Source organism: Flavobacterium olei, assembly GCF_039749035.1.
Taxonomy (GTDB): domain Bacteria; phylum Bacteroidota; class Bacteroidia; order Flavobacteriales; family Flavobacteriaceae; genus Flavobacterium; species Flavobacterium olei.
Window position 1 is genome coordinate 151,475 of record NZ_JBDKWC010000004.1, and the last position, 25,772, is coordinate 177,246.

Sequence of the window (25,772 nt, forward strand, 5' to 3'; positions counted from 1 at the left end):
TTAAAGATCTTCTAAAAGCAGTAAATAAAGGTTTTTTGCAACACTTCCGTATTGTGTAAAATCTTCCTCTTTTGCTTTTTCGAAATATTTTATTGTAGTAATATTTGTGGGAATGTCTCTGTCGTATTTACGTTTTATAGCCGTCAATCCGTCACTTTTCATTGGCAGGATCTGACTTGTCGTTGCTATAATAACAATATTGGCAGGTAATTCGTTTGGTTTATTTGATCTAATTTGTTTTGACGAAAATAAAATTGAACCTTCATCGGCAATAAGGTTTTCACAAGTTGCCAGTAAAAATTTTGGTTTAGTAGGAGCGATGTAAAACAATCTGTTTTCCTCTAATAAACTAAAAAGGGAAGGCTCATAACATAAAACTTCACTTTCAAACCAGTCATTTTCTTCTAATATATTTTCAAATTGTTCTGTAACCTCAGCTTTGTTTTCGCAATACAGGAATTTGCCTCCATTTTTTTTAAAATTAAAAATGAATTGCTCATCCAGGGATAAATGACTATTTGGAGCAGAATTTCCTGCATATTCGCTTTCGTGTTCTTCGTCAGAAGCGGCTTCACTTGAGCCAAATATTTTTTTGAAAAAATTCATTTTTTATATGAAATGCTTTACATGTTAATTGAAAACGTTCAAAGATAAAAAAATCTTAATTCAAAAGGGTGTTTTGAATTAAGATTTTAAAAAATTATTACGTTTTCCGTAATTATTTATGAAACTACTTCTTCTAAATTTTTATCAAAAGTACGTTTTCCGAAAATGTTTTCTAAATCATCTTTAAAGATAACTTCTTTTTCAATCAGAATATCAGCCAGTTGATTTAATTTATCTTTGTTTTCTTCTAAAATTTGAATTGCTCTTTGGTACTGACCTTCGATTAACTCTGAAATTTCAGCATCAATAATTTTTGCAGTCTCATCAGAGTATGGTTTAGAAAAATTGTACTCGCTCTGACCCGTTGAATCATAATAAGTAACATTTCCAATTTTATCGTTCAGTCCGTAAATGGTAACCATAGCACGCGCCTGACGTGTTACTTTTTCCAAATCGCTCAAAGCACCGGTTGAGATTCTGTCAAATGTTACTTTTTCAGCAGCTCTTCCGCCCATTGTAGCACACATTTCGTCTAACATCTGATCTGTTCTGACGATTTGTCTTTCTTCCGGTAAATACCATGCAGCTCCTAAACTTTGTCCACGAGGTACAATCGTAACTTTGATAAGCGGCGCGGCATGCTCCAACATCCAGCTTACGGTTGCGTGACCTGCTTCGTGAATCGCAATAGCGCGTTTTTCTTCCGGAGTAATGATTTTGTTTTTCTTTTCCAGACCACCAATAATTCTGTCCACAGCGTCAAGGAAATCTTGTCTGTCTACGGCAGGTTTGTTGTTTCTTGCAGCAATAAGAGCCGCTTCGTTACACACATTCGCAATATCGGCACCAGAGAAACCTGGAGTTTGTTTTGCTAAGAAATCCAAATCAAGACCTTCAACCTTTTTAATCGGTTTTAAGTGTACCTGGAAAATTTCTGCTCTTTCACGAATGTCCGGTAAGTCCACAAAAATTTGTCTGTCAAAACGTCCTGCACGCATTAAAGCTTTGTCTAAGACATCTGCTCTGTTGGTTGCAGCTAATACAATTACGTTAGAGTTTGTACCAAAACCGTCCATTTCGGTTAGTAATTGGTTTAATGTATTTTCTCTTTCGTCGTTTCCGCCAGACATATTGCTTTTTCCTCTTGCTCTTCCGACAGCATCAATCTCATCAATGAAAATGATAGCAGGAGATTTCTCTTTTGCCTGTTTGAACAAGTCACGTACACGTGATGCACCAACTCCAACAAACATTTCTACGAAATCTGAACCTGAAAGAGAGAAGAAAGGTACCTGAGCTTCACCGGCAACAGCTTTTGCCAATAAAGTTTTACCAGTTCCCGGAGGTCCTACAAGTAAAGCACCTTTAGGAATTTTACCTCCAAGATTAGTATATTTTTCAGGGTTCTTAAGGAATTCAACAATTTCCTGAATTTCTTCTTTTGCACCTTCTAAACCAGCAACATCTTTAAATGTGGTTTTAATATCTGTTTTTTCGTCAAAAAGTTTAGCTTTAGATTTTCCGATATTGAAAATCTGTCCGCCTCCGCCAGCGCCTCCGCCAGACATTTTACGCATGATGAAAATCCACACACCAACAATAATGATGATAGGAAGTAAGCTGATTAAAATATCGCTCCAGTTATTTTGTTTTTCAAAATTGAATTCTCCCAGTTTATGTTCTGCAACAGCTTTTTCCAGTTTAGTCTGAAAGATCTGGTCATTACCAATGTCCAAAGTATAGTGCGGACCTTTATTTGGCTGTTTGAACATATCTACAGCAACTGCCTTGTTTGCCGGGTCTTTTAACGCAGCATCATTTAAATATACTTCAGCATCTGCTTTATTGTAAACAATAACTTTTTTAATGTGCCCTTTTTCTAAAAGAGTATTAAATTTAGAAGAAGTTATCTGCGCAGGTTCGTTTAAGCTGGATCCTCCGGTAGCAAAACTTATAAATAAAAAAACTAAAAGTATTGCGGTGTATATTAACCAGGGACTTATTTTAAATTTATTCGGATTTGGGTTATTATCTTTAGCCATCTAGTGAAATTTCTTTAGTATTTGTTCTCGATTGTAGTTATTTTGGCATCGCCCCAAAGGCTTTCGATATTGTAATATTCGCGTATATGTTTTTGAAAAACATGCACCACAATGTGTACATAGTCCATTAAAACCCATTCCGCATTATCTGTACCTTCTACATGCCAGGGTTTATCTTTTAAGTCTTTTGAAACTGTCTTTTGAATTGAGTTTACAATGGCGTTAACCTGAGTATTTGAACTACCGTTGCAAATTACAAAATAGTCGCAAACTGCAGTATCTATTTCTCTTAAGTCAAGAATATCGATGTCATTTCCTTTTACTTCCTCAATCCCTTTTATTATGTTCGCCAGTAGAACATCATTATTAATAGTCTTTTTCGCCATGAATTATTTTATATGAATTTGTAAAGTTACCAAAATTTGTGATTATTTTTGAACCTTAACAAAATATTAAATTAAGTTATTTAAAATACTTTAATGAAACTAATCAAACTCGATGCCATAGATTCTACAAATGACTTCCTGAAAGCATTGTCAAGTGCAGAAGAACTGGAGAATTTTACAGTCGTAACAGCTGAATATCAGACAAAAGGAAAAGGACAAGTAGGTGGAGTGTGGACGTCTGAAGCTGGTAAGAACTTAACAATGAGTGTTTTGGTTAGAGATTTTCTGCATAACAACCAACAAGTTTTTGATTTAAGCGTTGCGGTCTCTCTGGCCGTTTCAGAAGCCTTAAAATCATTAAATATTCCCGATATATGTATAAAATGGCCGAACGACATTCTGTCATATAATAAGAAGCTCGCTGGCATATTAATCGAAAATACTATCAAAAGTGATGGCAGAATCGTGTCAGTTGTCGGAATCGGAATTAATGTCAATCAAACAGATTATAATGAATTGCCACATGCTTCGTCTCTGGCCGTTATCAAAGGAAGGTCTTTTGATAAGGAAGATCTTGCCGTTTTAATTGTCGAAAAATTAAAGCAAAAGATTCAATTGTGGGAAACTTCATGGGAGATTTTCTGGAGTACTTACTTTGATTCTCTCTTTAAAAAAGGAATTCCGTCGCCTTTTAGAAATAAAAATGATCAGGATTTTATGGGAATCATCCAAGGCGTTTCCAAAAGCGGCAAATTGCAGGTATTATTGGAAGATGATTCTGTCGCCGAATTTGAAATTAAAGAAGTTAAGATGCTTTATTGAGAGTTTCAAGGGAACAAAGGCTAATAGTTGCAAAGGTTTGCCACAAAGACGCTAAGGCGCTAAGTTACTATTAAAAACTAAAAAACTTTGAGATTCTGCGCCTTTGCGAGAAATTTTCGGCTCCAATTAAAAAAACTTCGTGGCTTAGTGTCTTTGTAGCAAAATGAAAAGATCGGGCCTTTGTGCTAAACAAAAAAATGCCCGACACAAGCCAGGCATTTATAATTTCAAATTAATAATTTATCATTATTAAAGTTTAGTCATATTATTTGCTAAAGTTTCAATAAACTTACTGATAGGACCTTTAACCATCATCGCCATCATCGCGTTGAATTCGCCTTCAAAAAACAATTGAACAGCACTTTCAGAATCCGAAATGCTATCAATATTAGAAGTCAGAGTAAAAGGAAGTTTATCACTCGCTGCACCCAGAACAATTTTGTTTGGAGCCACTTTATCTTTCATTTTTAATTTGATTTCCGGCATACCTTTCAATCCAAAAATAAAAGCGTCTTCGCCAGTCACTTCAAATTTAGCGATGTTATCCGGCATTAATTTTTCAAAATTCTTTACATCAGTCAGTTGATCAAATAAATCCTGTGCTGATTTCTGAACAGTAACTTTTGGACTTTCTAAGTTCATATTTTTTGTTTTTTATTTTACCGCAAAGTGCGCAAAGTTTTTTTAATATGCAAGCATTACAAATTTTGCAAAGCTAAAATTGAATAAAATCCCAAATTCCAAAAAGAGCGAAGCGATTTTTGAAAAATCTAAAATCTATCCCGAGGGATCGGGACTAAAATCTAATCTTCCTGTCCCCAGGTAGACGGACTTTCGTTCCATTCTAAAAGAGTAGATTGCTGATCTTCTGTGATATATTGTTTTTGAACCGCTAAATCCAATAGATTTTCATAGTTGCTCAATGTAAATAAGTCAATATTTGCTTTTTTGAAGTTTTCTTCAGCTACCCCGAAGCCGTAAGTAAAAATGGCCGCCATACCTTTTATATTGGCACCTTCATTACGCAAAGCTTCTACAGCCATTAAACTGCTGTTTCCGGTACTAATTAAATCTTCAACAACCACAACATTTTGTCCTCTTTGTAAAAAACCTTCAACTTGGTTTTGTCTACCGTGTTTCTTAGGCTCCGGACGTACATATACAAAAGGCAGGCCTAAACTTTCGGCAACCAAAATTCCAACTCCAATCGCTCCAGTGGCTACACCGGCGATAACATCAGGTTTTCCAAATTGTTTTTCAATGTTTTTGGCAAATTCATCACGAACATAGTTTCTAATGCTCGGAAATGAAAGAATTAACCTATTATCGCAATAAATAGGAGATTTCCAACCAGAAGCCCATGTAAAAGGATTTTCGGGATTCAATTTAATTGCATTTATTTGCAAAAGCAATTCGGCTGTTTTTTCGGCAGTATCTTTATTAAAAATCATAGTACAAATGTATAAAGTTTTTGTAAACGACAAACCACTTTTTTTGACAAATGAAATCTCGAAAGAAACAGATTTCCAAATGTTCTTGTTGGAGAGTATTGATATCGAGCATCTTATCATAAAAATCTTTCAAAATAAAATTCAAAAAGCCATTCTTTATCATCCCGACGAAAGTGAAATAATGAAGACATTAAAGGCCAAAATCCCTGTAAACAAAGCGGGTGGGGGCTTAGTGTATAATAAGAAAGGTGAGGTTTTATTCATCTTTAGAAACGGCAAATGGGATTTACCCAAGGGCGGAATCGAAAAAGGAGAAGAAATCGAAGACACCGCAATGCGTGAAGTAGAAGAAGAAACCGGTGTCGGAAAACTGAAAATTATAAAAAAACTGGAAAAAACCTACCACGTTTTCAAGCGCAACGGAAAATACAAACTCAAAATCACCCATTGGTTCGAAATGTCCTCCGATTTCGAAGGAATTCCACACGGACAAGCAGAAGAAGGCATCGAAAAAGTAGCCTGGCTCAATCCCGAACAAATCAAAGAAGCACTTACCAATTCGTATGAAAACATAAAGTTGTTATTTCACGAAGAAAATTACACTACAGCCGAATTAAAAGTAAAAAAGGAAAATTTAGAATCTTAGTATTTTAGCGCATCAGAATTATAGAATGGGGGCGTGCCACCATTTAAAAAAAGACCCAATCAACTTTGCGTTCATTGGGTCTTTTTTTAAATGCTGTCGGGCTATCCACGCTACTTCGGTAGCTTGCTGCTATCCCTCACGCAAACTCGTTTTCAAAAGTTCGTTTCGTGATTTTATTTCTTTTTTAGATCTTACGAGTTACCATTTAATTTTATCAAAAGATCATCGTCATTAAATAAAGCATTAATAACCTTACCATTCTTTTCAGCTTTAATTTCGTTTCCATTAGAAATCAATTCGTAGCCCTTTTGAGAAAGATAATTCTTAAAAGCATTTTTATGATTTTGAATTTCAAAAGTCGAAATCAATTCAGGAAAAACAGTCGTAATTCTTGAAAATTCTTCGCTTTCAACCTGATCTATTACATCCGATTTAATCGTAACAACCATGGTTCCCTGCCCGTAGTTTCCGAGATAATACCCACTTGAGTTAAACATTTCAACAGCCATCATTCCTATTAAATGTAAATCATTGGAGGCAGCGTCAAAATTCCCAACAGTCAGTAAATCAATATTATTTTCCTCGCCATATTGTTTTAATAACAGCGCTTGTTTCATCACAGATTCCGTATAACCTCCCGCTTTATTGTCCCAGATCCAAAGCCAGGTTTCAGAAGAATGGGAAAAAGAACCTAAAACCTGCATCGGAAAAGTAAGATCATCGCCAAAGGTTATTTCCTCTTTATCCATATCCACATTCCAAGAAAGTCCGCCCGTGATCTCAAATAAATTTCTTTGTTTTTCTAAAGCAATTGCTCCGAATTTTTCCAGAAAATCATTTTCAGATGTAAATTGTATACTGTTATTTTGCTGATTCACAACCGATTATGTTTTCTCTTCTTTCTTTTTGAAAAGATTATTAAATAGTCCCATTTCCTTATGATTTTTAGAATTAAAATTTCATTTTTTCAAATATATGACTTTTACGATTAGTCAGAAAAAAGTAATTAAAATTAAATTAGTCGTTAGTTCAAACAAAAGATAAAGTTCTGTTTTTTAGAGAAATTGAAGGATAAATAATTCTTCTATTATATTGATCAAAAGTCCCGAAAAAACATTTTTTATTTAGCTTTTTTTGAGTCGAGTTTGTCATTTGGAGGAATGAGAAATCTTCACAAGTATCTTGACAAAGATTTATATGATGATAAAATTTCTCGTTTAGATTTTAATGGCTGTGCGAAGTCTCCCGACTTTGTATCCGCAGCTGTATTCTAACTTTGTCAAAGTTTTAAACTTTGACAAGTGCTACACGTAAAGCTTTGCGTTTTTAGCGTTTTCTCAACTTAATCAAAATTAAAAACCTTGCTCCCGATAGCTATCGGGATTGCTTTAAAAAAAACAACACAATCAAAAAATCTACAAAATTCGATAAACCGGATACTGCAAATGCGCCTTTTCATAATAAACAGAATGTTTATAAATCCAATCCAATTGCGCTTCAGGATTTTTAGCAAACGCAGCATCATTTTGTTTTTTAGATTCTAATTCCGCTTTTAAAGCCGGATTTTCTTTTAAAAGTTTCGCTGCGGTATCTTCAAAAACATATTCAGAATAATGTTCTTTTTGCTGTAAAATGGGGTCGAAGAAATTCCAGTTAAAAAACGAGTCTAGTCCTTCCGGTTCAAAAGCTTCTAAAAGATATTTTACACCTTTTTGAGTGGTTGGAACATAATAGTCGCCTTTCGCGAAAGCAGTTTTAACAACTTTAGAAGTTACGTTTGTATTTCGGTGTAAATAATGCCCTTCATAAGCAGATGGAACAGTTTTAAAATCGGCAATTCTGTAGCTTTCAACTTCAATAATCGTATCATTTTTAAGTGGCGAAAACTGAATATTATTGTTTTTCAAAAGCTCAATAATATTCCAATATCCACACGGAATGATATAAGCAGACGGAATAACAACTTCTTTCTGCGATTTAAATTCTTTAATATACGGAACGTCTTTTTTGTACGGTTTGTTTCGGTCGTAGAACAAACGATCTCCTGTTGTAGCATCGCTTTTTTTGTAACCCGCTTCATAACCTAAAAAAGTAAATTTGGTTGCTTTGGTGCTGTCCATTTGCCATTGCAACGTGTATTTTTTCTTTGGCTGATATTGCTCCAGATTTTTTGCTCGTAATTCTTTGATTGTAGCATAATTGGTATCCGTAAAATCTAAAGTAGATTTCATGTATTCGTATGTCACTTTTACACGTTCGGCGTACTTTTTTAGCATGTGTGTTTCGACCACAAATCCAATCGTATTAAACAGCGAGGTATAACCCGTCGTATAACGCGGACTGTCGACAAATTGTCCAAAACCTTTGTCTGGTGTATCTTTAAACGAATCTACGTAAGGTGTAGTTTCAATTTTTTTGTTTTGTAGATCTTTTACCAAAGCTGGCATCATCACTTCATTCATATAATTACCCAAAACCGTTCCCAGTTTGTTGTGCTGTGTCATGATATACGTTAGTTTGTATTGATAATCAGAACCATTGCTAACGTGATTATCAATAAAAACGTCGGCGTTTATTTTCTGGAAAATTTCTACAAAACTTTTAGTGTTTCGGGTATCCGATTTCATTAAATCACGATTCAGATCGTAGTTTCTCGCATTTCCCCTAAAACCATAAATTTCGGGTCCGTCCTGGTTGGCACGGGTTGTAGAATTACGGTTTAAAGCGCCGCCAATATTATAAACCGGAATACAAACCAAAACCGTGTTTTTTGGTGCTTTAAGTTTACCAATTGCCAAATCTCTGAAAAACTGCATACTCGCATCGATTCCGTCCGGTTCTCCGGCATGGATTCCGTTATTGACAAAAAGAACCGCTTTGTTTTTCTGGATTTTATCAAAATCAAATTCCTTATCCGGATTAAAAGTTACCATTTGCAAAGGTTCGCCAGAATCTGTCAATCCCATTTCTTTTATTTGTACAGTCGGAAAATCAGCAGCCAAAAGTTTAAAATAACGAATAGTCTCGTAATAATCTGCCGCCTGATTTCCGTTTCCTTTCTCGAAAAAGGTATCGTATTTTTTATTGTTTTGGGCGAGAATTGAAATGGTAAAAAGTGAAAGGAGAAATGTGAAACGTTTCATGGTTTTGGTTTTATTGGGAATCAAATATAATTAAATTGAAAATCAAACTAATGATTTTAACCGCAAAGCACGAAGATTTTATCCATAAAGCTTTGCGAACTTTACGTTTACTAAGTTCATTCTAAAATAAAAAACCTTGAGTTCCTTGCGTTAAAATCACCAGCATTCAAACATGAAACTTTAAACCTGAAACAAACAAAACAATTTTCCCTACTTTTGCAAAATGAATAAAAATCACCATTCCAACAATATACTTTCGAATTTAGGGATTCAAAGTCTGAACGAAATGCAGGAAGTGGCGCATGATGCCATTTTAAACGAAAACAATGTTTTATTACTTTCTCCAACGGGGTCTGGAAAAACACTGGCTTTTTTGCTTCCGATATTAGAATTATTACAGCCGGAAATTCTTTCTGTACAATGTTTAATTTTAGTTCCGTCACGCGAATTAGGATTGCAGATCGAACAGGTTTGGAAGAAGATGGGAACGCAATACAAAGTTAATATTTGTTATGGCGGACACTCCATTGATACAGAAATTAAGAATTTAAGCAATCCGCCAGCGGTGTTAATAGGAACTCCGGGAAGAATTGCAGATCATATTGACAGGGAAACTTTCAGAACCGATAAAATTCAGACTTTAATTCTAGACGAGTTTGACAAATCGCTTCAATTGGGCTTTCACGAACAAATGTCTTTCATTATCGGGAGATTATCCAAAGTTAATAAAAGGGTTTTGGTTTCGGCAACATCCGATATCGAGATTCCGAAATATACGCGAGTGGTTAATCCGGTTACGTTAGATTTTATTCCGGAGGAAGAGGAAAAGACCAACCTTTCCATGAAAATGGTGATTTCGACTGGAAAAGATAAATTGCAAAGTTTATTCAATTTGATTTGTTCGCTGAATTCAGAATCGGCTATTATTTTCTGTAATCACAGAGATGCAGCAGAAAGAATTAGTGATACTCTGAACGAAAAAGGAATTTATTCGGTTTATTATCATGGCGGAATGGATCAGGAGGAGCGTGAAAGGGCGTTGATTCAATTCAGAAACGGAAGTGTTACCTATCTGGTTACCACAGATCTGGCAGCGCGTGGTTTGGATATTCCGGAAATGAAGCACGTTATTCATTATCATTTGCCTTTAAAAGAAGATGAGTTTACACACAGAAACGGCCGTACAGCGCGTATGCAGGCAACAGGAACTGCGTATATTATTATTCACGAAAGTGAAAAAAAGCTTGATTATATCGATTATGAAATGGACGTTTTAGATGTAGAAGGAAAAGTTTCTCTTCCTAAACCGCCTCAATTTCAGACTATTTATATCAGCGGTGGAAAGAAAACGAAACTCAATAAATTTGATATAGTGGGTTTCTTTTCTCAGAAAGGGAAACTGGAAAAAGACGATTTAGGATTAATTGAAGTTAAAGATTTTGTTTCTTTTGCAGCAGTAAAATTTAATAAGGTAAAAGAACTTTTGAATCATATTAAAGATGAAAAAATGAAAGGCAGGAAATTTAAAATTGAAGTGGCCCGAAATGTGATCAAGAAGGAGGAAGAGGATAAAAATAAGAAATTTTAAGATTTTTCAGATGGGTTAAAAGTTTAAAACTTTCATTTATGATTTTGTAAATCAGTGTTTTATAGGTAATCTGACAAGATTAACAATTTTATGTTAAAAAAATAATGGTTTGATAGGTGTTTTTTCATAAATTCTATGTTTTTTTGTGATCGTAAAATTGTAAACCCCAAATACCACATGAAAAAAATTATTACTCTTGCCGCATTGTTTTTTAGTTTTATCTCGTTTGCACAAGTTAAGGTACTTGAAACAGTTCCTGTTGAGAAATTAGGAAAAGTAAACAACAATTACATTCAGAAAATTGGTGATGAATACACTTTGTATTACACTATTATTCAAAGTGATGATGATTCTACTTTGAGAAAATTTTCATTTAAAAACATTGATAATGCTTATAATTCTTTATACAACATTATCATGGGCGGATTTACAGCTTCGCCGTTGTACGATATCAAATTGGAGTTACCTAACAACTACATTTGGTTGCACTACACAGGAAATGTAGTTCCGGACAAAGCAACTGTACAATTTATGGTTTCCGGAAAAGAAAGAGACGCAGCAACAAACAACGTTTCTGAGCCATTTGTAAAAGATCAAATCAATAAATTATTCCAAAAATAATTCTTTTTGAAGGGTTAAAGCTTCAAAGGGACAAAGGAACAAAGGAACAAAGGAACAAAGTTTTTTAAACTTATCTTATTATAATAAAAAAGCTGATCTCTCGATCAGCTTTTTTTGTTTTAGGGTCAAAGCGACAAAAGTTCAAAGTTTATTTTCAGTTTCAAACCTTTGTCGCTTTGTCCCTTTGAAACCTTTGTCCCTTTGAACCTTTGTCCCTCAAAAAAGAACTATATTTTCTTCACATACTGTGTAATAATCACAATCTGCTGACCGTCTACTTTTCCTTCTATATATTCTGCATTTTCGTGATCGAGGCGGATATTTCTAACAGCCGTTCCTTGTTTGGCAACCATACTTGATCCTTTTACTTTAAGATCTTTAATTAACACTACAGAATCGCCATGTTGTAGTACTACACCGTTACTGTCGCGGTGAACTAATTTATTTTCGTCTTCTTCGCCTTCTCCGGTTGCTTTTGCCCATTCTAGTGTATCTTCATCTAAATACATCATATCCAGCAATTCCTGCGGCCAACCTGCAGCTCGCAAACGGCTCAACATTCTCCATGCGACAACCTGTACGGCAACATTCTCATTCCACATGCTGTCGTTTAGACATCTCCAGTGATTTAAATCTACGTTATCCGGATTTTCAATTTGGTCGATACAAGTGTTACAGGCTAATATAGCTTCGTCAATACCGCCTTTTTTAGTTGGCAGGACCTGATAAACTTTTAAATTTTCTTCATTTCCGCAAAGTTCACATTTTGATCCGCTTCGTTTGCTTAATTCTCTTTCGATGCTCATTATATATGGGTTATTTTAAAAATGCGAAATTACTTATATTTTGCTTCGCTGGCAAGTTTATATTATTTATATCTTTTGTGATAAAAGAATTGGGTTTTATTTCTGTAATTCTTGTAAAAGAGAATAATGAACTGTTTATTTCTGAACCCTAACAGCATCTGGAACGAGCATTTCATATTCTCCGCCATGGCGCAATACATCACGCACAATGCTCGAACTTATAAATGAAGTACTGGCAGCAGTTAATAAAAATACTGTTTCTATTTTCGAAAGTTTTCTGTTGGTATGTGCAATTGCTTTCTCAAACTCGAAATCTGCAGGATTACGTAAACCTCTTAAAATGAAATGGGCTTTGAGTTTTTTTGCCAAATCAATAGTTAATCCTTCATAGGTTATAACCGAAACTTTTGGTTCGTCTTTGAAAGTTTCTTCGATAAAACGTTTTCTTTCTTCTAATGAAAACATGTATTTTTTTTCGGCGTTAACACCAATAGCGATTACAATTTCATCAAATAAAGGAATTCCTCTTTTGATGATATCTTCGTGACCTAAAGTAATGGGATCAAAAGATCCCGGGAATATGGCTTTACGCATCTTTTTAAGGTTCTAAGGTTCTGAGCCGCTAAGCTACTAAGATTTTTTCTTTTTAGATTAAAAGTTGTAAAGATACAATGAGTAAAAGGCTAAAGTTTGAATTTGGTCCCTGCTTTAGGATAAAATTTATAATTTAAGTAATTCTCTTCGTATTGATAGATTCTACCCATTCTTCTTTTTTGCAGACTTTACAGATTGCGGTTCCACTTTTTTGTTCCTGCGTATGACCGCAAAATGTACAAGAGTAAATTCCGTCTGTTGGGATAAACTTATTTTTCGCATAAAACAATGAGGGCAGAATAGGGAGGCCGTAACCTACTTTTTCGTCCTCATAAAAATAAACACTTATTTCACCGCTTGTTTCTATAAAAGCATGTTTTATCTGACCTAAATGTTCGATGGATTTGATTCTTAATTCTGCAAAAAATTCATCCTGCGCCAGACTTTCCTTTTTGAAACTGGAGACCGAAAATTTTCCGTCACTAATTAAGCATTCGGTTTTACCTTCAATAAATTCTTCGAATTTTTTACTTTTTCCTGTAAGCCAGGTTACCGCACGGTACAAAATAATGATTACTGTAAAAACAACAGCGGCGGGAATAATGCCTACATCTTCATAAAACATAGGGTCGCCGGCTGCAGAACCAAGTGCAATAATAATTACGGTTTCAAAAATAGATAATTGTTTTACACCTCTTTTCCCTGCCAGTTTTAAAGTCAGAAGTAAGATGATGAACATAATGGTGGAACGAAAAATTACTTCCAGAAGAAAATTTTGAGGCAGATTGTTCAGAAGGACCCTTTCCCATTCGAAGATTTGTTTCATTTTTTAAGTTGCTGAGTTTTTTAAATTACTATCCCTACGCTTCGGGACCGACAGACTAAGGTACTAAGTTTTAGTGTTAGACCTGTATATTAATTTCCATGTCCAATCTTAATTTTTTCTGTAAATTATGATAAACGTTTCGTTGCTGTATTTCTTCCAAATAAAAAAGGTGCTAAAATCTTAGCACCCTTATATTTTAATAGCTTTACGCTAAAGCCAGCTCAATAGCATTTGTAAATAAATCTTCCAGCGAAATTCCGGCTGCTTTTGCCTGTTGCGGAATCAGACTTTCTGTTGTTAACCCGGGAATCGTATTCATTTCCAGCATGTACGGTTCGTTGTCTACGATAATGAATTCGCTTCTGGAGAAACCTTTCATTTTTAAAACTTCATAAGCACGTTTTGCGGTTTCGCCTACTTTTTGAGTTAGTTCGTCGGAAATTCTCGCAGGTGTAATCTCCTGAGATTTTCCTTCGTATTTGGCTTCGTAATCAAAGAAATCATTGTCTGAAACAATTTCTGTTATGGGTAAAACTTTTATTTCGCCTTGGTAATTAATTACTCCGACAGAAACTTCTGTTCCGTCAAGGAAACTTTCGATAATAATTTCGTTATCTTCTTTGTAAGCGACTTCAATCGCGATTGGCAGTTCGGCTTCGGTTTTTACTTTTGAGATTCCGAAACTGGATCCTGCTTTGTTTGGTTTTACGAAACACGGTAACCCCACTTTTTTGACAATTTCTGCAGTATCAATCTTGTCTCCCTTATTTAAGTAATAAGAAATTGCCGTTTTGATTCCGTATGGCTTTAAAACTGATAATAAATCTCTTTTATTGAAAGTTAAAGCCGATTGGTAATAATCGCAGGAAGATTGCGGCAATCCGATTAATTCGAAATACGCCTGCATTAAACCATCTTCGCCGGGAGTTCCGTGAATGGCATTGAAAACACAGTCAAATGTAATTTTTTCGCCGTTTACGGTAACCGAAAAATCATTCCTGTCAATTGGGAACTCTGCGTCGTTTTGGTCGACATAAACCCATTTTTCTTTAAAAATATGGATTCTGAATCCGTTAAATTTTGTTTTGTCCAGATATTGATAAACGACATTTCCGCTGATTAATGATATTTTATACTCACTGGAATAACCGCCCATGATAATGGCAATATTTTTCATTTTATTTTTTTATTTTTTAATTGTTTCAAGTTTAATGTTTCAGGTTTCTGTACGAAATGTTAAAATTATTCGTTCTTATGAAACCAAATGCCCTAGACCTGATGGCCCCGAAGCTTCGGGAGTATCCTTTTACTTTTTTCTTTAGAAAGTAAAAGATACAGCGGACAGCAGGAAACAGCTCCTCATAATTATCCCTGACTTTACTCAGGAAAGCAATCGGGGACGCTTTCTAGTTTAAAACAAAATTATCATTTTTTTTGAAACGAAATACTTTATCTTTGTCGCTATTAAAAATAAATTTATGAGTTTACGTCAGTATTTAACAAGCCGCGTTTTTTTTCTGCAATTGCTTGCCGCCGCAGCTATTATTGCGGTTATTGGTTATTTATTTATGCATTGGTTGACTTTTACAACTGATCACGGACACGAAATTGCTGTCCCGAATTTATCTAAACTTACCGAAGAACAGGTGGAAGCTAAATTGGATGAACTGGATTTAGATTACGTACTTTTGGATAGTGTAGATTATAGAAGCGAATTTCCTAAATATAGTGTGGTGGAGCAGGATCCTTTGCCGGGAACTAAGGTAAAGGAGGGAAGAAAAATTTATATTAAGATTAATGCTTCCGGTTTTTCTTCTGTGAAAATTCCGGATTTAATTGAAAAAACATACCGTGAGGCTGTGCCAACTTTAAAAGCGTTAGGCCTTGAATTGGGAACAATTACTTATATCCCTAATCTTGGAAAAGATATGGTTTTGGAAATGCGTCTGAAAGGGCGAAATTTAAAAGTTGGTGACCGCGTGCTTAAAGCATCTAAAATCGATTTGGTTTTAGGAGACGGAAAAGCAAGTTATGTAGATGAAAGTCAGGCAGCAGACAGTACTTCAGCTCCTGTAGAAACCCCAAATGATGAACAATAATATTGAAAATTTAGATCTGGAAGACGAATTATTCGAGCACTTCAGATTTGAAGTCCCTAAAGGTCAGGCGCTTTTGCGTATTGACAAATATTTAATGAATTTGATTCAGAATGCTACGCGAAATAAAATTCAGAACGCGGCAACTGAAGGAAACATTTTTGTAAATGATATTCCGGTTAAGTCCAATTATAAAGTAAAACCTTTTGATGTTGTAACGGTTATGTTGTCGCATCCACCGTTTGAAAATCATATTCTGCCAGAGGATATTCCGCTTAATATTGTTTATGAAGATGAAGCTCTCTTATTAATTAATAAAGAGCCGGGAATGGTTGTGCATCCGGGTCACGGTAATTATACCGGAACTTTGGTCAATGCACTGGCTCATCATTTTGACAATCTGCCTATGAACAGCAGCGAGCGCCCGGGGTTGGTGCACAGAATTGATAAAGATACTTCGGGACTTTTGGTTGTAGCCAAAACGGAGGCCGCTATGACCCACCTGGCAAAACAATTTGAAGCGAAAACAACAGAACGCGAATACATTGCTCTTGTATGGGGAAATGTTGCTGAAGAAAGCGGAACAATCGAAGGAAATCTGGCCAGACATTTAAAAGACCGCATGCAAATGGCAGTTTTTGCTGATCCTGAAATTGGAAAGCCAGCCATTACACATTATAAAGTTTTGGAACGTTTTGGTTATGTGACTTTGATTTCCTGTAAATTGGAAACCGGAAGAACACACCAAATCCGAGCGCACATGAAACATATCGGGCATCCTTTGTTTAATGATGAACGTTACGGCGGACATTTGATTTTGAAAGGCACAACGTTTACAAAATACAAACAATTTATCGAAAATTGCTTTAAAGCGTTACCACGTCAGGCACTACATGCGAAAACACTTGGGTTTGTGCATCCCAATACAGGAGAGTTAATGCGTTTTGATACCGAATTGCCTCAGGATTTTCAGGATTGTATTGAGAAATGGCGCGGCTATGTAAAAACACATAACGTTGATGAAGAAGAGAATAATTAATTAGATAATTTCTTTTACATATAAAAAATTAAAGCTCCTTTGGAGCTTTTTTTATAGGGTTTTGATAACCAGATTTTTAATTTCTGTGTTTCCGTTTGTGATAAAACCCAGTTTTCCTTTTTGACTGAGATTGTATTTTTCTAAAGAACATTCTAAAGTTATATTGTCATTCACTGTAAATTGAAGCTGGTTGTTCTGAACTTTGATTTTTACGCGATGCCAGATGTTTGATGGAAAATCAAATGGTTTTTTCAAAAGAGTAGGACCACCGCGTTTTCCATATTCATCACTTTTATCATTATAAGTTCCTCTTCCGATTATAATGTTTTTGTCAATATTGTAGGCGTAAGCGCGGATATAATCTGCTTTGTCGAAATTAAGCATTACTTCTGTAAGGTTTCCTGCTACAAGCATCATCTCAAAATTAATCTCATAATTTTCGGGAAGATTCTTTTTAGAAATAAGGGCTGCCCAATGTTCCGGAGATCCGTTTCCTTCTAAAATATTATTTTCAAGAGACCATTCTTTGCCTTTAAATTTCCATTCTTTTTCAAATTTTGTTTTTTCGCTAATTTGATATTCTTTTTCTTTAGTAGAGATGGTTGGTGAACAAGAAATTAAAGTAAAAAAGAGAAAAATTGCCGTACTATATTTTTGCATTTTTATTGAATTCGGGTTGCTGTTTTATATTTCCTGTTGATCCGGTTTCAGACGGTATAAGTTCAAAAACCGAAGTAGGAGCGAGGCCTTGTTCGATTCGGTGTGATACAAAAATAATACTCACGTTTGTTTCCTGTTTGATTGTGTTAATTAACTGAATGACCAGATCAACATTTTCGTCATCTAACCCTTCAACAGGCTCATCTAAAATTAATAATGGAGGATGTTTTAAAACCGCACGAACAATTAAAGCCACTCTTTGTTGACCAATAGAAAGATCGATAAAACGTTTTTTGCGTAAATGTGTCATTTCAATAACTTCGAGCCACTGCGTTACAATTTGTTTTTGATGTGTCGTAGGCTTCGTGTATAGCCCGATCGAGTCAAAGAAACCTGATAAAATCATTTGTTCCAAAGTGTGACCTTTCTGAAATAAATCGGTCATGGAAGTGGTAAAAATTCCGATTTGTTTTTTGATATCCCAGACGCTTTCCCCGGTTCCTTTTTTTCTTCCGAACAAAAATAAATTCTGTCCGAAACCTTTTGGATTGTCTCCCGTGATTAAGGAAAGTATCGTACTTTTTCCGGAACCGTTAGGCCCGATTAACTGCCAGAATTCGCCTTGTCTGATCGTCCATGATATATTGTTCAGGATTTTTCTGTCTTCATAGCTCACAGAAACATCTTCTAATTGTATTAATACACTTTCGTGAAAAGAGTGTGTTTCTCCACCCTTTGGAATTGCAGCAGTATTTAAAGTTTTAAAATGACTTTCGGTTTTTGAAATCGGATGAAGTTCGTAGGAGTTGTCTTTGATTTGTGCCTTATTTGGAACAAAGCTCAGTACATCAGTAAAACGATTTACCAATTGAATAATGGAAATATCTTCCACTAAATCTTTTAATGATGCTGCGAGAATCACGCGGGAAGCCTGATCCAGATGATCAAACGGATTATCAAAAATAATGAAATCCGGATTTTGACTGATGCAGTATTTTAAAAATTCTTTTTTACGTTCTCCGGATGAAAAAGTCCGCAATTGTCTTTGAGTATCGGTAGAGGCCTCAACACTGTCGTACTGAAATTCTTTTTCGATAAATTTCTCAATTGCAATATCTGAAAACAATATTCCTTTTTGATTATTAAAAACGGCGAGATCACCTTTTGCTTCTCCGTTTAATATGTTGTCTATAAATGCCTTTTTATTTACCTGATTTGATAAAAGGATATCCCAATGCTGCATTTTGGTATTTTTAAAATTTGTTATTCTGAATGGTTTTAAGCCAACATTTAAGGATTAAAAAGATGTCATTCTAATCTGTAAATCTCATGGCTATGTGAAATGGCTATAAAATTATTCCGGATTTTTTGTCGCCATTTCGCGGTTGTTTCTGGACCATTCGCTCCATGAACCTACGTATAATTTAGGAATCGGAATTCCTGCATAATCCATTGCCAGTAAAGTATGGCATGCCGTGACGCCCGAACCGCAATGTATAATGATATTTTCTGCAGATTTATCGCCGGTTAAGGCATGATATTTTTCGTATAAAACTTCGGGAGATTTAAAAAAACCGTTTTCATTTAGATTCGCGGTCAGCGGTGCATTGACAGCACCCGGAATATGTCCGGCAATTAAATCTAATGGTTCTGTAAGTCCCTCAAATCTATTTTGATCTCTAACATCTATTATAATTTTTTCGTCACTTTTACGGGCATTTTCGACTTCATCGATATCGGCGAGCAACAATTGCCAGTTCGAAACCGGATACGCTGTTTTTTCAAAATTTTCATCTCCGGCACTTGTTGGAATTCCGTATTGAATTGCTGCCTGATAGCCGCCGTTTAAAACCTGAATTTTTTCATGTCCTGCAGCCCTCATCATCCACCAGAACCTTGCGGCAAAGTTAGAACCGTTTTTATCATCGTAAACTACAACATGATCCAGAGGCGAAATACCGAGGGAAGAAAGTGTTTTTGAAAAGTTTTCTGCAGTTGGTAAAGGATGTCTTCCGCCATTTGCCGGATTTTCGGGAATGGCTGCCAAATCCCGATTTAAATCAACATATCTTGCACCTTGTAAATGTTCTTTTTGATAATTTTCCAGAGCATTCGTACCCGCTCTGGCATCAATTAAAACAATAGCATTTAAATTGCTCAATTCTTCAGCAGAAATTAAAGGAGAAATTGTATCTGACATTTTTTTTTGAATTATTTTTTTGAATTACCCAGCCAAAGCAATGCATTCAAAATTAACTGGTTTTGTGTTTTGTTTTCAAAAGTATTAGAAAGCGTTTTATTAGTCCCGTGTTCATAATCGATATCATTATGTCCCATATTAACATAGACCATTTTATACTTTTTGTTTGTCCACACTACCGGATAATAGCCGCTGTGCCATATTTCGTGCGCTTTCGGACCTGTACCTAATGGAAAGCTGGATTCGTCGATTGCGACCAATATTTCAATATCGGGATTTTTTGTCAAATCATTCGACCATCTGTACCATTCGTTTGGCGCCGAGGTAAAAGTCTTTGGCAGATTTTTGGTTACCGGATGTTGATTTTCTACGCGCAAAATGGCCGAAGTAGGTTTCCAGGTATTACTTCCATATTCTCCAGACCCCAGAAATGTTTGGTGATACCAGTTCCAATCTTGAGGATAACTGGAATTATCTAAAGCAAAAGCCGAAAAGTGAAATCCGATAAAGCCGCCGCCGTTTTCCATATATTTTTGAAAAGCTTCCCGCTGTTCTTTTTTCTCAGGACGCGTGTCCAGAAACAAAACAACCTGATATTGGGCTAAGTATTTTGCATTCAGATTATCCCAATTGCTCGTCGAGTCGTATTCAAAATGATTTTCGGCAGCTATTTTCGGAAACCATTTATTGGCTTCATGAACATAACTGATGTGTGCCTGATCGTTCTGTGCCGTATAAAAAGCAATGACTTTAAATTTTGGTTTTTGCCTGCTTTGAGAGAAACCCAAAAATGAAGTCAATAGCAGCAATGCAAACAATAGGATACTTAAAATAGAGTTTGTTTTTTGATTTGAAAACAGCATCAAATGAAAATTAATTTGGAATTTTTTCAATTAAAATTTCATTTTCCAGTTTATCAAAATAAGTGCAGGTCATTTCCATAATATCAACTCGCCATTTTGCAATTCCGCATTGTGCAGAATGATTGCAGAAAGTTAGATAATCGGTTTCGCCTTGTTGGTGTTTTACCAGAAATTCGATAAACAATTCTTTGTTTGGAGAATCTGCAACTTTGATTTCGGTGTATTTTTCGTCGGCAGTTACGCTGTAATTATTCACGCCATAATATTCTACGTGTCCGTCTTTCACGAAAGTGTCATATCCCTTTACGCCCAGAATAATTAAATCCTGAATATAATTTGGAAAATCTGCTCCGGTTTTTACTTTTGAATGTGCTTCTTTTATTTGCTCTATTGTAAACATGTAATTTGGATTTTAGATTTTAAATTTTTTGACACGAATTACACGAATTTTTAGAAATTTTATCTAGAATATCTTCAATATTTCGTGCTAGTTTGTGTAATTGCTTCGCTGTTTGCTGTCACCCAAGCTGGCGCAACAATATTATTATTTCAAAAATACGATTAATGGTTTTATAAACTGATCAAAAGATTCTATATGTGGTAAATGTCCTGTATTTGGAACTTCGACCAATTTGGCATTCGGAATTGCTTTTTGTGTTTTTTTGCCCAATTCGACATAATTTCCCATTGTTTTCTGGACTTCTGCAGCCACCAGATTCTTTCCTAAAGCAGTTTTATCTCTGGTTCCGATAATTAAAAGTGTCGGACTTTTGATGTTTTTAAATTCGTATAAAACAGGCTGTGTAAAAATCATCTCATATAAAAGTGCCGAATTCCACGCGACTTTACTATAATCCGGGGCAGATGTCCATCCGGCACCAAGTTCGGCCCATTTTTGGTAATCTGCATTCCATTTTCCATCATAGTAATTCGCCATTTGATATTTTTTAATGGCTTCGTAATTTTGTTTAAGTTCTGATTCATACCACCAGTCGACCGTTTTATAAGGAACCACCAGTTTCCAGTCTTCTAAACCAATCGGATTTTCCAAAACCAGTTTTTCTGTCGTTTCAGGATACATTAATGCAAAACGTGTCGCCAGCATTCCGCCCATGGAATGACCTAAAATGGTGGTTTTTGGAATTCCCAAATGCTCTAAAAGCGTTTTTGTGTTTTCGGCTAATTGCTGGAAGGTATATTGAAAATTATCGGGTTTTGTGGATTTTCCGAAACCAATCTGGTCGGGTACAATAACTCTGAAACCTTCTTTTGTCAGTGCTTTTATAGTGGTTTCCCAATACGCACCATTGAAGTTTTTTCCGTGAAGCAGCACAATATTCTTATTGTTGTAATTTTCTGGTTTAATATCCATATACGCCATTTTAAGTGCCTGACGCTGATTATTTATATCCAGAAATTTAACCGGAAACGGGTATTCGTAATTCGTCAGATTTATATCGAGCGCTTTTATCCTTTGTTCCTGCGAGAAACCCACAAGAGGCAAAAGAAGCATTATGATTTTTAAGATTTTCATTTTGTCCTGTATTTGATTTATGACTCATAAAGTTAAACCGAAGCATTTTTAAAACAAAGCGTAAAATCTTAAAATTATCAGAAAAATTAAAGCAACAGTATCCCGATTTATTTTATAATGAAAAAATCCAAAAGTAAAAGATACATTTTGGATTTTATTTGTCATAATTCTTTAATAGATTCTATAAGCCAGATGCCATTTGTTTTTTTTAAATTAAATTCAAAAGGCAATGCTGCTTGCTGTTCAGAAACTATAATTCTTGCAGTCAAGTCTGTTATTTCTTTTTCTGTATACACGGCATTTTTTTCTTTATTGATAAAACTGGATTTTCGGTTGTCCGGAAGGCTTTTTTCCATTTTTTTAAGCGTTTCCAAAACCATTAAATTTTCTTTGTTGAGAATCAATAATTCTTTTGCAGCTTCACTATCAAAACGGTTACAAGCATTTAAATAAGCCTCTACAGTTTGTCTGGGCGATTTTGTTCCTTCAGAAGTTTTACATCCTGCCAAAAGTGTGAGAATAATCAAAAACGAAAAAACAGATCTCATACAGGTACTTTATAATCCGATAAAATCATCGCTTTTTGGAAAAATACTCAATGCCTGAATTGCAATTTCGGGAGTGGGAGATGCCAGTTTTCTCAATTTGGTATCCATCCACGCACCATCTACAGTAATAGTTGCACAAAGTGTATCGTCTTCTCTTCTAAATTCGTGAATGATCGACCAGCGCGACGCATCGGCTTTCATTTTTGAAGTTTTGGTATGAAGGAATATTTTATCTGAAAGTTTTAATTCTTTTCTGAAAACACATTCTTCCCGAAATAAAACAGGCCCAAACCCCTGAGTTTGCATAACTCTTAATGTTAAGCCTAAGTCTTCGAGAATTTCGATACGATGCTGTGCGCCAAAATCATAATAAGCACTGTGGCGAACGTGAAAATTTGGGTCGAGATCTGACCAGCGAAAAGAAATTTCTTTTATAAATGATGCCATTTTTTTTATTTGTAAATTAATGAGAAATCGAAATTACGAATAAAAAGCTTACTTCATATTAAATTTAGAGATAAGGATTTCTATTTAAAATTATTTTGATAATGATTGACATGTTGAGGAAATTCTTCCTGATATAAAGGATAAGGAATTCCTATTATATTTATTTCAAATCCTTCGGAATCCATACCTGTTATATAACATCCATTGCCGGAGATTTCTATTCCGTTTTTATTATAAACTTTTAGATTTGCAACAATTTGGGTTGAAATAAATTGATCTTCAGGATATTCTTCGGTCTTTATAGTATTTATTTTGCAATAATTGCTAAAGAAATTATAATCAAAATTTTTATCTTGAAAATTAATTTGGCCGGAGACAAATCCCATAGGGGAATCGGCGTTTTCTAAATCAGAAGAACCAATATTTACATTATTAAGGAATATGTTATATTTCATTTTACAATCAATCCTAAAACTTCATTTTTGAAAGTTCAGTTTCCAGCTTATCAAAGTTCTCTTCGTTTTTATCCACCACATACGGTTTCAATTTTTGACATTCTTGTACGGTTTCAAAAAGCATTTTAAAAACTACTTTGGTTTCGTTCTCAGAAATGGCTTCAAAAGTCGTTAAGATTTGAAATAGAGGCTTCGAATGGCGTTTCCATGCAATAAGATTTGGTTCATCAATTTTAATAAATTCGACGTCATTTTCATAGTTTCCCTGCTCTGGACCGTGCATGGTAAAAGTCCATTTACCGCCTTCGCGGAAGTCAAACTCATGAAAAGTATTGGTAAAACCTTTTGGTCCCCACCAGTTTTTTAAATGATGCGGATTACTCCAGGCTTTAAAAACGAGTTCTTGTGGGGAATTCAAAATTCGTGTCGTTACAATTTCCGAATTTGGTGTTGTGGAAAGTATTTGTGAATTCATTATTGAATTTTATAATTATAAAAGTCATTATTCCTGAGATTCCTCAAAATTATCATAATAAGTATAATCTTTAGATATTTTTCCGTTTTCAATTGTAAATATCGTGCAAATTGGTAATTCAAATTTTGAATTATCGGGAGCTGTTCCAGTTGAAACAAATTCAACTACAATATGGTTTTCGCCTGAAGGATATATTTGAATTACTTTATCCTGAACATCCGGGAAAACGGTACTCAATTCAGTATATTTTTTTATAATGTCCTGATGAGATTGTTTTACAATTCCCTTTCCCAGAGAAGGATCTTTAAAATCTGCATTCTCGGTATACATTGCTGCCATTTCATTCCATTGATGTTTATTGAAATACTCAAAATATTGCTTTATGAGTTTTTCATTCTGAGAAGAAGATACTGTTGCCATTTTTTCAGATTTTACGTTGTTACAACTGATTATTAGAGTCAAAGCAAATATTGTTATAATGTTTTTCATAATTTTAATTGTGGAATAATAAAATCTAATATAGTGATTTTTTTAACTTCTTCTTTTTCAGTATCTTTTTTATTCATGGATTGTATTTTGATTCAGTTTTTTTACAATCCAGGGAAGCGTTAAACCTTGTCCAATTAATGTTAAAAGCACAACTGCCACAGAAATAAAAATGATTGCATTGCGGTGCGGAAATGGAGTTCCGTCTTCTAAAAATTTTGGAAGTCCGATGGCAATTGCTAAAGAAACAATGCCACGCATTCCGGACCAGCTTAAAATGATACTATTATTAAAATCTAATAAAGCATGTTCGCTGACTTTTCGTTTTCTTTTATTGTTTTGAAATGCTTTTTGGAGGTTGATTTTCTGCAGAAATATTCTGGCCATTCGAATCAGTAGCGCTATAATTGTAATAATCATAGCGTAACCAATGTAAGGAAGAATCATAGTACTGTCAATATCTTTAAGGATGTAACGAAAATTGAGTCCGATTAAAATAAAGATTAATCCGTTTAGAAGAAAAATGATTACATCCCACAATCCTTTTGACTGTGTCCTGAGGCTTTCGGGAAAGACTTTTTTGCTAAAACGGGAAATTGCCAATCCTAAAATTACCACTGCAATTACACCGGAAACATGAAGATGTTCGGCAAGGAGATAAGTTACAAAAGGCATTAAAAGCATGAAGCTAATGGTTACCTCCGGCTTATTTTTTACTCTGGATAAAATAAATGCCAGGATTTTTGAAATTACAAATCCAACAAGAAATCCTCCTCCAAGTAAGATTAAAAATTCAAAGGCGGCATTCCATATTATAAAAGCAGAACCCATAACGGCTGCAACGGCAAAACGATAGGCAACCAATGCCGAAGCATCATTAATTAAACTTTCTCCTTCCAGTATAGTAATTGTTTTGTGCGATATTTTGAGTCCTTTTGTAATATTTATAGCTGCGACTGCATCTGTAGCCGAAAGGATAGATCCGAGGACAAATGCCAATGGCCAGGTCATTTCGGGAATTAAATAATAGGCTGCAACAGCGATACCAACGGTAGTAAGAAAGACAAGCCAGATGGCAAGTGTGGTTATAGTATGAATATTGGTTTTGAAATCTTTTGCCGAGATATTAAAAGAAGCCTCATATAATAAAGGAGGCAAAAAAAGTAAAAATATAATATCGGGATTAATTTCTATTTCTGCCATTGTCGGAATAAAGCCAATTTCAACGCCCACAATAACCAAAAGAATAGGATAGGGCACTTTTAATTTGTCGGCAAAGGCAGCCAAACCAATTATAACAGTGAGAATAAAGATAATGATAGTATAGTTTTCCATTATTTAAATTTAGAAAGCGCTAATGTAATTAATCTTCATATTTAATCGAACAATATTTTTTTGCTGATAAATTATCAACATTAACAATTTCAGTAAAGCCTAT

At 34.9% G+C, this 25,772-nt stretch carries 29 protein-coding genes; 6 read left to right on the forward strand and 23 right to left on the reverse strand.

Going from position 1 to position 25,772, the window contains the following annotated elements:
* The 3 genes from ABEB31_RS11560 to rsfS form a co-directional block, all read right to left on the reverse strand.
* Positions 1-606 (reverse strand): lactate utilization protein B/C, encoded by a 606-nt coding sequence (locus tag ABEB31_RS11560; protein WP_347051819.1) that lies wholly within the window; start codon positions 604-606, stop codon positions 1-3.
* Positions 607-722: 116 nt separating this feature from the next.
* Positions 723-2,648, reverse strand: coding sequence for an ATP-dependent zinc metalloprotease FtsH (gene ftsH, locus ABEB31_RS11565; protein WP_347051820.1), 1,926 nt, complete (start codon positions 2,646-2,648; stop codon positions 723-725).
* A 14-nt stretch (positions 2,649-2,662) separates the two neighbouring features.
* Positions 2,663-3,034, reverse strand: a complete 372-nt coding sequence (gene rsfS, locus ABEB31_RS11570) for a ribosome silencing factor (protein WP_007809313.1) — start codon at positions 3,032-3,034, stop codon at positions 2,663-2,665.
* A 93-nt stretch (positions 3,035-3,127) separates the two neighbouring features.
* On the opposite strand from rsfS, the gene ABEB31_RS11575 reads away from it, so the two are divergent.
* Complete coding sequence (locus tag ABEB31_RS11575; RefSeq protein WP_347051821.1) at positions 3,128-3,856, forward strand: biotin--[acetyl-CoA-carboxylase] ligase; 729 nt, start codon at positions 3,128-3,130, stop codon at positions 3,854-3,856.
* Between the two features lie 249 nt (positions 3,857-4,105).
* On the opposite strand, the gene ABEB31_RS11580 is transcribed toward ABEB31_RS11575, so the two are convergent.
* Both ABEB31_RS11580 and pyrE read right to left on the reverse strand, forming a co-directional pair.
* Complete coding sequence (locus tag ABEB31_RS11580) at positions 4,106-4,498, reverse strand: SRPBCC family protein (RefSeq protein ID WP_347051822.1); 393 nt, start codon at positions 4,496-4,498, stop codon at positions 4,106-4,108.
* Between the two features lie 161 nt (positions 4,499-4,659).
* On the reverse strand, positions 4,660-5,307 hold the full coding sequence (gene pyrE, locus ABEB31_RS11585; RefSeq protein ID WP_347051823.1) for an orotate phosphoribosyltransferase: 648 nt from the start codon (positions 5,305-5,307) through the stop codon (positions 4,660-4,662).
* 7 nt (positions 5,308-5,314) lie between these two features.
* Between pyrE and ABEB31_RS11590 the strand changes: the two genes are divergently transcribed.
* The gene (locus tag ABEB31_RS11590; RefSeq protein ID WP_347051824.1) at positions 5,315-5,953 is read left to right on the forward strand and encodes an NUDIX hydrolase; all 639 of its coding nucleotides are present in this window, start codon (positions 5,315-5,317) and stop codon (positions 5,951-5,953) included.
* A gap of 191 nt (positions 5,954-6,144) precedes the next feature.
* Here ABEB31_RS11590 and ABEB31_RS11595 read toward each other — a convergent pair whose 3' ends face one another.
* Complete coding sequence (locus tag ABEB31_RS11595) at positions 6,145-6,831, reverse strand: DUF6882 domain-containing protein (RefSeq protein WP_347051825.1); 687 nt, start codon at positions 6,829-6,831, stop codon at positions 6,145-6,147.
* Positions 6,832-7,368: 537 nt separating this feature from the next.
* A complete protein-coding gene (locus ABEB31_RS11600; protein ID WP_347051826.1) occupies positions 7,369-9,096 on the reverse strand; it encodes a M14 family metallopeptidase in 1,728 nt (575 codons plus the stop codon).
* A 223-nt stretch (positions 9,097-9,319) separates the two neighbouring features.
* Between ABEB31_RS11600 and ABEB31_RS11605 the strand changes: the two genes are divergently transcribed.
* Entirely contained in the window at positions 9,320-10,684 is a 1,365-nt protein-coding gene (locus ABEB31_RS11605) for a DEAD/DEAH box helicase (RefSeq protein ID WP_347051827.1), read from the forward strand.
* A gap of 177 nt (positions 10,685-10,861) precedes the next feature.
* Complete coding sequence (locus ABEB31_RS11610; RefSeq protein ID WP_347051828.1) at positions 10,862-11,305, forward strand: hypothetical protein; 444 nt, start codon at positions 10,862-10,864, stop codon at positions 11,303-11,305.
* A gap of 227 nt (positions 11,306-11,532) precedes the next feature.
* On the opposite strand, the gene ABEB31_RS11615 is transcribed toward ABEB31_RS11610, so the two are convergent.
* From ABEB31_RS11615 to ABEB31_RS11630, 4 genes are all read right to left on the reverse strand, one after another.
* A complete protein-coding gene (locus ABEB31_RS11615) occupies positions 11,533-12,111 on the reverse strand; it encodes a PhnA domain-containing protein (RefSeq protein ID WP_347051829.1) in 579 nt (192 codons plus the stop codon).
* Between the two features lie 135 nt (positions 12,112-12,246).
* On the reverse strand, positions 12,247-12,705 hold the full coding sequence (gene coaD / locus ABEB31_RS11620) for a pantetheine-phosphate adenylyltransferase (RefSeq protein WP_347051830.1): 459 nt from the start codon (positions 12,703-12,705) through the stop codon (positions 12,247-12,249).
* Positions 12,706-12,838: 133 nt separating this feature from the next.
* Positions 12,839-13,531: a DUF421 domain-containing protein gene (locus ABEB31_RS11625; RefSeq protein WP_347051831.1), complete on the reverse strand. Its 693-nt coding sequence runs from the start codon at positions 13,529-13,531 to the stop codon at positions 12,839-12,841.
* Positions 13,532-13,736: 205 nt separating this feature from the next.
* On the reverse strand, positions 13,737-14,708 hold the full coding sequence (locus ABEB31_RS11630; protein WP_347051832.1) for a D-alanine--D-alanine ligase: 972 nt from the start codon (positions 14,706-14,708) through the stop codon (positions 13,737-13,739).
* Between the two features lie 301 nt (positions 14,709-15,009).
* Between ABEB31_RS11630 and ABEB31_RS11635 the strand changes: the two genes are divergently transcribed.
* On the forward strand, positions 15,010-15,630 hold the full coding sequence (locus ABEB31_RS11635; RefSeq protein WP_347051833.1) for a PASTA domain-containing protein: 621 nt from the start codon (positions 15,010-15,012) through the stop codon (positions 15,628-15,630).
* Entirely contained in the window at positions 15,620-16,666 is a 1,047-nt protein-coding gene (locus tag ABEB31_RS11640; RefSeq protein ID WP_347051834.1) for an RluA family pseudouridine synthase, read from the forward strand. Before ABEB31_RS11635 ends, ABEB31_RS11640 begins: the two co-directional genes overlap by 11 nt.
* 51 nt (positions 16,667-16,717) lie before the next feature.
* Here ABEB31_RS11640 and ABEB31_RS11645 read toward each other — a convergent pair whose 3' ends face one another.
* From ABEB31_RS11645 to ABEB31_RS11700, 12 genes are all read right to left on the reverse strand, one after another.
* Complete coding sequence (locus ABEB31_RS11645) at positions 16,718-17,326, reverse strand: 3-keto-alpha-glucoside-1,2-lyase-like domain-containing protein (RefSeq protein WP_347051835.1); 609 nt, start codon at positions 17,324-17,326, stop codon at positions 16,718-16,720.
* The gene (locus ABEB31_RS11650) at positions 17,313-18,569 is read right to left on the reverse strand and encodes an ATP-binding cassette domain-containing protein (protein WP_347051836.1); all 1,257 of its coding nucleotides are present in this window, start codon (positions 18,567-18,569) and stop codon (positions 17,313-17,315) included. Before ABEB31_RS11650 ends, ABEB31_RS11645 begins: the two co-directional genes overlap by 14 nt.
* 111 nt (positions 18,570-18,680) lie before the next feature.
* Positions 18,681-19,526, reverse strand: a complete 846-nt coding sequence (locus ABEB31_RS11655) for a sulfurtransferase (RefSeq protein ID WP_347051837.1) — start codon at positions 19,524-19,526, stop codon at positions 18,681-18,683.
* An 11-nt stretch (positions 19,527-19,537) separates the two neighbouring features.
* Positions 19,538-20,389: a ThuA domain-containing protein gene (locus ABEB31_RS11660; protein WP_347051838.1), complete on the reverse strand. Its 852-nt coding sequence runs from the start codon at positions 20,387-20,389 to the stop codon at positions 19,538-19,540.
* 10 nt (positions 20,390-20,399) lie between these two features.
* Positions 20,400-20,789: a DUF1398 domain-containing protein gene (locus ABEB31_RS11665; RefSeq protein WP_347051839.1), complete on the reverse strand. Its 390-nt coding sequence runs from the start codon at positions 20,787-20,789 to the stop codon at positions 20,400-20,402.
* A gap of 144 nt (positions 20,790-20,933) precedes the next feature.
* Positions 20,934-21,923 carry an alpha/beta fold hydrolase gene (locus ABEB31_RS11670; RefSeq protein WP_347051840.1) on the reverse strand — a complete coding sequence of 330 codons (990 nt, stop codon included), beginning with the start codon at positions 21,921-21,923 and terminating at the stop codon, positions 20,934-20,936.
* Between the two features lie 161 nt (positions 21,924-22,084).
* Positions 22,085-22,471 (reverse strand): hypothetical protein, encoded by a 387-nt coding sequence (locus tag ABEB31_RS11675; protein ID WP_347051841.1) that lies wholly within the window; start codon positions 22,469-22,471, stop codon positions 22,085-22,087.
* Between the two features lie 9 nt (positions 22,472-22,480).
* Positions 22,481-22,918, reverse strand: coding sequence for an acyl-CoA thioesterase (locus ABEB31_RS11680; protein WP_347051842.1), 438 nt, complete (start codon positions 22,916-22,918; stop codon positions 22,481-22,483).
* 80 nt (positions 22,919-22,998) lie between these two features.
* A complete protein-coding gene (locus ABEB31_RS11685) occupies positions 22,999-23,373 on the reverse strand; it encodes a hypothetical protein (protein ID WP_347051843.1) in 375 nt (124 codons plus the stop codon).
* Positions 23,374-23,386: 13 nt separating this feature from the next.
* Entirely contained in the window at positions 23,387-23,848 is a 462-nt protein-coding gene (locus ABEB31_RS11690; protein WP_347051844.1) for an SRPBCC family protein, read from the reverse strand.
* Between the two features lie 27 nt (positions 23,849-23,875).
* Positions 23,876-24,268, reverse strand: coding sequence for a nuclear transport factor 2 family protein (locus ABEB31_RS11695; protein WP_347051845.1), 393 nt, complete (start codon positions 24,266-24,268; stop codon positions 23,876-23,878).
* Between the two features lie 138 nt (positions 24,269-24,406).
* A complete protein-coding gene (locus ABEB31_RS11700; protein WP_347051846.1) occupies positions 24,407-25,669 on the reverse strand; it encodes a Na+/H+ antiporter in 1,263 nt (420 codons plus the stop codon).
* Positions 25,670-25,772: the final 103 nt, after the last annotated feature.